The sequence below is a fragment of the Bacillus sp. JJ722 genome (genome assembly GCF_036963345.1).
Lineage (GTDB): Bacteria > Bacillota > Bacilli > Bacillales > DSM-1321 > Bacillus_AD.
On the sequence record NZ_JBALMO010000175.1, the window covers coordinates 1 to 9,132 of the forward strand.

5 protein-coding genes and 1 other annotated feature are annotated in these 9,132 nt (G+C 36.8%); all 5 genes read left to right on the forward strand.

What is annotated here, in order from left to right:
* Window positions 1–1,368 (forward strand): ABC transporter ATP-binding protein (locus V7014_RS19520; RefSeq protein WP_335509454.1); only part of this gene is annotated, 1,368 nt, incomplete at its 5' end.
* A 184-nt stretch (window positions 1,369–1,552) separates the two neighbouring features.
* On the forward strand, window positions 1,553–3,586 hold the full coding sequence (locus V7014_RS19525) for a LysM peptidoglycan-binding domain-containing protein (RefSeq protein WP_335509455.1): 2,034 nt from the start codon (window positions 1,553–1,555) through the stop codon (window positions 3,584–3,586).
* A gap of 32 nt (window positions 3,587–3,618) precedes the next feature.
* Window positions 3,619–4,668 (forward strand): spore coat protein YsxE, encoded by a 1,050-nt coding sequence (gene ysxE / locus V7014_RS19530; protein ID WP_335509458.1) that lies wholly within the window; start codon window positions 3,619–3,621, stop codon window positions 4,666–4,668.
* Between the two features lie 639 nt (window positions 4,669–5,307).
* Window positions 5,308–5,540 (forward strand) — a binding site (T-box leader).
* A gap of 50 nt (window positions 5,541–5,590) precedes the next feature.
* The gene (locus tag V7014_RS19540) at window positions 5,591–8,239 is read left to right on the forward strand and encodes a valine--tRNA ligase (RefSeq protein WP_335509462.1); all 2,649 of its coding nucleotides are present in this window, start codon (window positions 5,591–5,593) and stop codon (window positions 8,237–8,239) included.
* A 182-nt stretch (window positions 8,240–8,421) separates the two neighbouring features.
* A partial coding sequence (locus V7014_RS19545; protein WP_335509464.1) for an RNA-guided endonuclease TnpB family protein occupies window positions 8,422–9,132 on the forward strand: 711 nt, incomplete at its 3' end.

Sequence of the window (9,132 nt, forward strand, 5' to 3'; positions counted from 1 at the left end):
AGTACAACCTTACAGCAAAGTTTAACGCAGGTTATTACATCTATTGTAACAATTATTGGTGTAATTATTATGATGTTAACAATTAGTCCAATTATGACGTTAATCTTGTTACTAACACTTCCGCTTAGTGGTGTAATTGCAATGATGATTGCCAAACGATCACAAGGCCACTTTATCGGTCAACAAAGATCACTTGGGGAATTGAGTGGTCATGTAGAGGAAATGTACACAGGACATGAAGTAGTTAAAGCATTTGGAAATGAGAAGAAAGCTCTTAAGGAATTTGAGGAAATTAACGAAAAACTGTATGACTCTGGTTGGAAATCTCAATTTATTTCTGGGATTATCATGCCGTTAATGTCTTTTATCAATAATGTTGGTTATGTATTGATAAGTGTAATTGGTGGTATTTTAGTTACAAATAAAGCTATTTCTGTTGGAGATATTCAAGCTTTCATTCAATATGCGCGTCAATTTTCACAACCAATTATGCAAACAGCTAACATTGCAAATATTATTCAATCGACAATTGCATCTGCTGAGCGTGTGTTTGAGCTATTAGATGAAGAAGAGCAAGTACCTGAAGTAGAAAATCCTAAAGTGATTTCATATCCGAAAGGGCATGTGGTTTTTGAGCATGTGTCATTTGGATATAAAGAAGGGGTTACATTAATTGAAGATATGAATATTGATGTAAAGCCAGGTCAAATGATTGCAATTGTCGGACCAACTGGAGCGGGTAAAACAACTTTAATCAATTTATTGATGCGCTTCTATGAAATCAATAGTGGAGCGATTCGAATTGATGGTGTAGATATAACTGAAATGGCACGTAGCGATTTACGTCAACTATTCGGTATGGTTCTACAAGAAACTTGGCTATTTAACGGTAGTATAAAAGACAATATTGCCTATGGTCGTGAGAACGCTACCGACGAAGAAGTTTATGAAGCAGCTAAAGCCGCTCATGCAGATCATTTTATTCGTACCTTGCCAGATGGATATGACACGATTTTAAATGAAGACGCAACGAATATTTCACAAGGTCAGAAACAATTATTAACGATTGCCCGCGCAATTTTAGCAAATCCAGCGATTCTAATATTAGATGAGGCAACAAGTAGTGTAGATACAAGAACGGAAATTCACATCCAGAAAGCGATGAATAACTTAATGAATGGTAGAACAAGTTTTGTTATTGCTCATCGACTTTCTACCATTAAAGATGCGGATTTAATTCTTGTGATGAAAGAAGGTACAGTCATTGAACAAGGTAATCATCAAGAGCTGTTGAATAAAGGTGGATTCTATGCTGATCTTTATAACAGTCAGTTCTCTGGTGGTAATATTGCAGATGATGTAGGTTGATTCTAATCAATAATACGATGAAAGGCACTTCATTTTCAGAGATGAAGTGCCTTTTTGACTGAAGCTTTTAATCAAAAGATCAGAGACTGTTTTTCTTAACTTTCTGTACTAAAAAATCCTTTCATCTCATAGGTTTACTAATGATAGTCGCAGTCTTTTTAAGTGATTGAGAGGAGGAGCGGTTTTGACGAATCAGGATCAATCGTGTTTACGATTTTCTTTAGAAGAATCTATTTGGTTTCAAAAGGGGCAGGAAGTTAGTGAATTGTTCTCCCTTTCCATAGAGCCGAACGTATCAATTTCAGAAAGGAACCAATATGTAGTTATCGAAGGATCACTATTAGTGACAGGGGAATATCAAGGGGTAAATGAAAACTTTGAGTGGGAAAGTGGAAGTAACTATAATCAATTAATGCATCAAAGATATATTCAAAATGTAATGCGCCGAGAAGATGATGGTACTTATTTATTTCATCATGCATTTCCAGTTGATATAAGTATTCCAACTAATCGAATTGTAAATCGAAATGCTATAGAAGTGGATATTTCTTCTTTTGATTATAATATGCCGGAAAATAGTTGTATTAAGCTAATGGCTGAATTAATAATAACGGGCATTTATGATGGAGAACAGGTGCAATATACATCTAACGAATTTACACCTGCTGAGGAGCGTGATGATGTATACTATGAGATCCCTCTTGAAGAATCTGTTACTTACATTCAAAGTGAGAGTAATTATGTTCATAGACCTGAAAGATATGATGAATCTTACACTTTCCAAAAGGATAGTAACTATAATCAGGAATCAATACAGGAAGAAAGCTATATAGAGGCTGAATCATTAACCACATATGGACGCTATAGTGAAATAGAATCAATGATGCAAACGGAGAGTTATTTGAGCAATGAATCGTTGAAAGAATCACATGTACGTAATAGTGAAATAGAGTCAACAATGCAGATGGAGAGTTATGTGGACAATGAATCGTTGATTGAACCACATGCGCGTTACAGTGAAATAGAGTCAATGATGAAGATGCAAAACAACACTCATACTGAATCTTTTGCACAGTTTGACAAAAGTGAAACAGAATCACAAATTCAATTGGAAAGCTATATGGATGCTGAATCATTAGTATCGTTAGAAAGAAATGAGGAACAAGAATCGCAAACAGAGATGGAAAGCTATATAGATACCGAATCATTAGTATCGCTTGAAAGAAACAGTGAAGTAGAATCGCAAACAAATCCGATAGAGACGGAATCATTATCGATCCCGTTTGGACGTAAAGACGATGAAGATTCTCAAATAACACATGATGAGAGCTCTGCAGAAAATGATTCATTCTACACTAATCTTTATGGCGATAGGAAATCTGAATCTTTGCAAAAAGAAAGTTATATTGAAAGTCAAGTTGTTACATCACATATGAATCGAAATGAAGAAGTAGAAAATCAACTTGAAACAGAAAATTCGCAAGAATCATTTGGGGCGTCTGCCTATGCCGTACCGAAAGAAGAATCATCGCAGCACCAAGATCCTAAAATAAGAAATCATCACTTACAAGTTGAAAACCTGCCTTTACATTTTCAATCTAGTTTTACAATTCCGATGCCGATTTTTACACCTCCAGAAATTCCTAGTTATCCAAGGGATCCGGTAACAAATGTCAGTGGAGATATAGATATGCCTATCCATAATGATTTTGAGGAAAGTTCATACCAAACGTTAAATATTGGCTTAGAGGAAGAGGAACTAGTAAGCAGCATGAGAAATGAAGACTATGTTCCCACAGAAGAAGAGGAATTAGATGATGGAAATACAGATATTCATGAAATTTTAAATAGACAAGGGCGGGATGTTCAAACGCCTGTGCAAGAAGTACAAATTGAAGAAATAGATGTTGAAGAAAGTACTCAACTAAATATAAAGAAGCGACGCATTTATAAAGAGGAAGATCAGGAAGTGGCAAGACCAAAGTCCGAAACAGGTAAGTTATCAGTTAGCTTAACAGATTTCTTCGCGAAGAAAGAAACGCAAACACAGACAAGGTTGAAAGTTTGCATTGTTCAAAGTGGTGAAAGTTTATCGGATTTGGCGAGTCGTTATGAAGTCAGTAAGCAGGATATTATTGCCTACAATAATTTAGATGATGAGAGTGATGTTCAGGGAGGGAAGGTGTTATATATCCCCCATAAGGCCATTCATAAATAGGAAATGACGCCTGCGAAAGTGAGTGAATACAGGTGGAGAGAAGCGAATATATTTCAAGAGAGGTTGAAGAAATAAGCAAGCATTATATGCTTCAAGTCCAATATTCGGAAACGTTCGGGCGCATTCATAAAGTATATACAGATCAAGGAGTGTATGCTTTGAAAAGCATTGCTCCGAAACATAGTATGGATTTTATTAGGCATGTACAACGGTTGTATCAAAGAGGATACAACCGTGTTGTACCTATTTATACAACCAGCGACGGTCGCTATGGAGTTTTATACAACAATCGCCTTTATTATTTAATGCCGTGGCTTGCGAATGATGAAAGTGGAGAGCGTAACGAGAAACATAAGCAAATGTTTCGTGAGCTAGCTCGAATACACGCTCTTACTGTGAAAGGTCTTCCAATTGAAAAAGAAGAACGTGAAAATCATTTTCAGAAAACACTGGATATGTGGAAGAAACAGCAACGATTTTTGGAAGAATATATCGGCCAATGTGAGCAGAATTGGTATATGTCTCCTTTAGAATTAATGTTTTGTTCTTGCTATTATGACGCGTCTCAAGCTCTTTCTTTTTCTATTCGGAAACTTGAAGAGTGGTATGAAAAAACAAAGGATGATGAAAAAGTCAGAACGGTTGTGATTCATGGAAAAGTCAGTATTAAACATTTCTTACTGAATGATCGAGGTGCTGGCTATTTTATTAATTTTGAAAATGCCAAGCCGTTACCACAACATTTTGATTTGCTACCTTTTTTTGTAAGGTACTGTAACACATTTCCGATTCGATGTGATGAATGCGTAGATTGGCTGTATCACTATAATAAATATTTTCCTTTGCAGGATGATGAAATGATGCTATTTACTAGTTATCTGGCATACCCTATTCAATTTATTGAAACAATTGAAGCATATCATTCTCGGAAAAACGATGCTAAGACTGAATTGCAATACGTGAAAGAATTGCAAAAGAATTACTGGCAGTTGAAAAACGTTGAATACTTAGTTATGAAAATCGAGGAAATTGAAGGGCAAAAAAGAGCAGCAAAGCAAGCTGCTGAGAATGAACAGCAATAAAGTGTCTGAAAGGATTCTTTTCAGGCATTTTTCATTTTTGTGAATCTAAAATATACAGGATGAAATTTCGTTGCTTTTGAAGGTGAAGCAATATGTATCATACCGCTTGACCGTATATAGGCAAGCGGTATCTTCTATTCGAACATTTAAAATACATTATAGCGTATACTAAGAGCCGCACATATTAACAGAACTAATAATAATACATCAAAGGTGGTAGGGAAGAAAAAAGTACGAATTGCTTGGAAAACACAGATCGGGATAATAAATTGACCACATAGATTTCGTAAATTTCGAAGCCAAGGAGGCATGTTGTAAGGGCCGTATTTTCTTTTCATAGGTATTCAACTCTCTCCTCAATAAAATATCATTACAAAGGGCTATCCCTTTGCTTGGTATTTAACCTTACATCTGCTAAACAGGGATCTCTTAAGCCTGTTTAACTCCGTATAGAATGAAGCTCTCTGACTGAGAAGGAAACATGATACGTTTCCGCTTTTCTTATCATTCTATGGGAATGTCTAAAATGTGTGATTAGATTAGAACGGAAACGAAATAACTGTATAAAATATAGAAAAACGGCAAGAATTATTGACGAAAGAACAACTTTTTCTGTACTATAGTAGTAATTAAATAATAGCAATAGCAAAGAATGGGAATAGTATGTTTGAATTCTGCTTTAAGAGAGAGAAACCAGTAGCTGAGAGGTTTTTTAAGTAAGAGCAAACAGAAGTAGCCCAGGAGCTGCTTTTATGAAATAGTAGTAGTAAAAGCCGGTGAAGAGCCGTTATAATTCTTAAGCGCCAATTAATTGTACATATAGTTAATTGGAATAAAGGTGGTACCGCGAATCAACTCTCTTCGTCCTTTTTTAGGAAGAGAGTTTTTTTATGTTCAAATGAATGACTAGGAGGAAAACATAATGGATAACAATCAAACATCAATGCCGACTAAGTATGATCCACAGACGATTGAAAAAGGTCGTTACGACTGGTGGGTTAAAGGTGGCTTTTTTGAGGCAGAAAGCGATGAGAAGAAAGAACCTTATACTATTGTAATTCCACCGCCAAACGTTACAGGTAAACTTCACTTAGGTCACGCTTGGGATACAACATTACAAGATATTTTAACTCGTATGAAAAGAATGCAAGGATACGATGTTCTTTGGCTGCCAGGTATGGACCATGCGGGTATTGCTACTCAAGCAAAGGTTGAGGAAAAGCTACGTAATGAAGGTGTAAGCCGTTATGACCTTGGTCGTGAGAAATTCGTTGAAGAAACATGGAAATGGAAAGAAGAATATGCTGGTCATATCCGTGAGCAATGGGCGAAAATGGGTCTTGGCTTAGACTATTCTCGTGAGCGTTTCACACTTGATGAAGGTTTATCAAAAGCTGTAAATCAAGTATTCGTTTCTTTATATAATAAAGGTTTAATCTATCGCGGTGAGTATATCATCAACTGGGATCCTTCTACGAAAACAGCGCTTTCTGATATCGAAGTAATTTACAAAGATGTCCAAGGTGCTTTCTATCACATGAAGTATCCTTTAGCAGATGGTTCTGGATATGTGGAAGTTGCGACTACTCGTCCTGAAACAATGCTTGGAGACTCTGGTGTTGCTGTACACCCAGAAGACGAGCGCTACCAACACTTAGTCGGTAAAAAAGTAATATTACCAATCGTAGGTCGTGAAATTCCAATCGTTGCTGATGACTATGTAGATAAAGAATTCGGTACTGGTGTAGTTAAAATGACTCCAGCGCATGACCCGAACGACTTTGAGGTAGGTAACCGTCATAACTTAGAACGCATTCTTGTAATGAATGAAGACGGTACTATGAATGCGAAAGCTGGTAAATATGAAGGAATGGATCGCTTTGAATGTCGTAAGCAAATCGTGAAAGACTTACAAGAACAAGGTGTTCTTATTAAAATCGAAGAGCATATGCACTCTGTAGGTCACTCTGAGCGTAGCGGTGCAGTAGTTGAACCATATCTTTCAACACAATGGTTTGTTAAAATGCAACCACTTGCTGATGAAGCAATTGCCCTTCAACAAAAAGAAGAAGAGAAAGTTAACTTTGTACCTGAACGTTTCGAGAAAACATATTTACGTTGGATGGAAAACATTCGCGATTGGTGTATTTCTCGTCAATTATGGTGGGGACACCGAATTCCTGCTTGGTACCATAATGAAACAGGCGAAGTATACGTAGGAACAGAAGCACCTGCTGACACTGAGCATTGGACACAAGATAATGATGTTCTTGATACTTGGTTCTCTTCAGCACTATGGCCGTTCTCTACAATGGGCTGGCCTGATGCTGAAAAAGCTGACTTTAAGCGTTACTATCCATCGGCTGCTCTAGTAACAGGATATGATATTATCTTCTTCTGGGTATCACGTATGATTTTCCAAGGAATCGAATTCACAGGAACTCGTCCATTCGAAGATGTATTAATTCACGGTCTAGTTCGTGATAGTGAAGGACGTAAAATGAGTAAATCACTAGGTAACGGTGTTGATCCAATGGATGTTATCGACAAGTATGGCTGTGACTCATTACGTTACTTCTTATCAACAGGAAGCTCACCAGGTCAAGATTTACGATTCTCCATTGAGAAGGTAGAGTCAATCTGGAACTTCGCGAATAAGATTTGGAATGCTTCTCGTTTCGCGTTAATGAACATGGATGGCATGACATATGAAGAAATCGACTTAACTGGTAAAAAATCAGTTGCAGATAAATGGATCCTTACGCGCTTGAATGAAACAATTGAAACTGTTACACGTTTAGCGGATAAATATGAGTTTGGTGAAGTAGGTCGTGTACTTTACAACTTCATCTGGGATGATTTCTGTGACTGGTATATTGAAATGGCAAAACTTCCATTATACGGTGAAGATGAAGAAGCGAAGAAAACAACTCGTTCTATTCTTGCTTACGTATTAGATAACACAATGAGATTATTACATCCATTCATGCCATTCATTACGGAAGAAATCTGGCAAAACTTACCTCATAAAGGGGAAACAATTGTTACTGCTGCATGGCCAACAGTGAACGAAGATCTAACTGATAACGAAGCAGCTGAAGATATGAAGCTATTAGTGGAAATTATTCGTTCTGTACGTAATATCCGTGCGGAAGTAAATACACCACTAAGCAAGAAAATCAACTTAATCTTAAAAGCGAAAGACGAAACAATTGCTCAAAGCTTAAAAGATAACAGCGGATATATCGAACGCTTCTGTAACCCTGAAGTATTAACAATTGGTACAGACGTGGAAGAGCCAAGTCAAGCAGTGACAGCTGTTGAAACAGGTGTAGAAGTAATTCTTCCACTTCTTGGATTAATTAATGTAGAAGAAGAAGTGAAGCGTCTTGAGAAAGAGCTTGATAAGTTAACTAAAGAAGTTGACCGCGTTCAGAAGAAACTAAGCAATGAAGGCTTTGTTAAAAAAGCACCTGAGAAGGTAATTGAAGAAGAACGTGCAAAAGAAAAAGATTATAGTGAAAAACGTGATGCGGTAATCCGTCGTATTCAAGAGTTACAAAATATTTAATTAAACTAAATTCCATTCGAAAAAGCATTCAATTGTCTGTGAGAACAGTTAAATTGAATGCTTTTTTTATCCATTTTATCGATTTCCGACAGAAGACTCCTTCCTCAATCGTGTGAAGGGCGTAGCCCAACAATAGGTGGGAGATGGATTGAAGATCAAGGCTTGAAGTGAGGTGAAAGTCAATGCTAGTCAACAAAGCATATAAGTTTCGGATCTATCCAAACAAAAAACAAGACATCCTAATTGCGAAAACAATCGGTTGTTCACGTTTTGTATTCAATTACTTTTTGGAACAATGGATGGATATGTACAAAGACACAGGCAAAGGATTAACTTACAACACTTGTTCCTCCCAACTAACACAACTGAAGAAAGAGTTGGTTTGGTTACAAGTAGTTGACAGTATTGCTATTCAATCGTCACTTAAAAACCTGGCTGACTCGTATACTCGATTCTTCAAAAAACAAAATAAAGCACCACGATTCAAGTCTAAAAATAACAGCGTACAGTCTTACACAACCAAGCACACGAACGGAAATATAGCCATTGTAGGGAATAAAATCAAATTACCTAAACTTGGTCTTGTTCGCTTGGCTAAAAGTCATGAAGTTGAAGGTCGTATTCTGAATGCTACTGTTAGAAGAAATCCAAGTGGAAAATATTTTGTATCCATTCTTGCCGAAACAGACGTACAAGCATTAGAAAAAACAGGTTCTTCTGTTGGTGTTGACGTTGGACTAAAAGACTTTGCCATTTTGAGTACGGGAGAAATATTCTCTAATCCAAAATGGTTTCGCAAACTCGAAAAGAAATTAGCAACCGCACAACGTATCCTTTCCAGGCGTGTGAAAGGTTCTTCCAATTGGAACAAACAACGTATGAAGGTTGCAAGA

Bases quoted from the DNA above. Each gene is read 5' to 3' on its own strand.
- V7014_RS19540 (WP_335509462.1), top strand. From the start codon at position 5,591: ATGGATAACAATCAAACATCAATGCCGACTAAGTATGATCCACAGACG.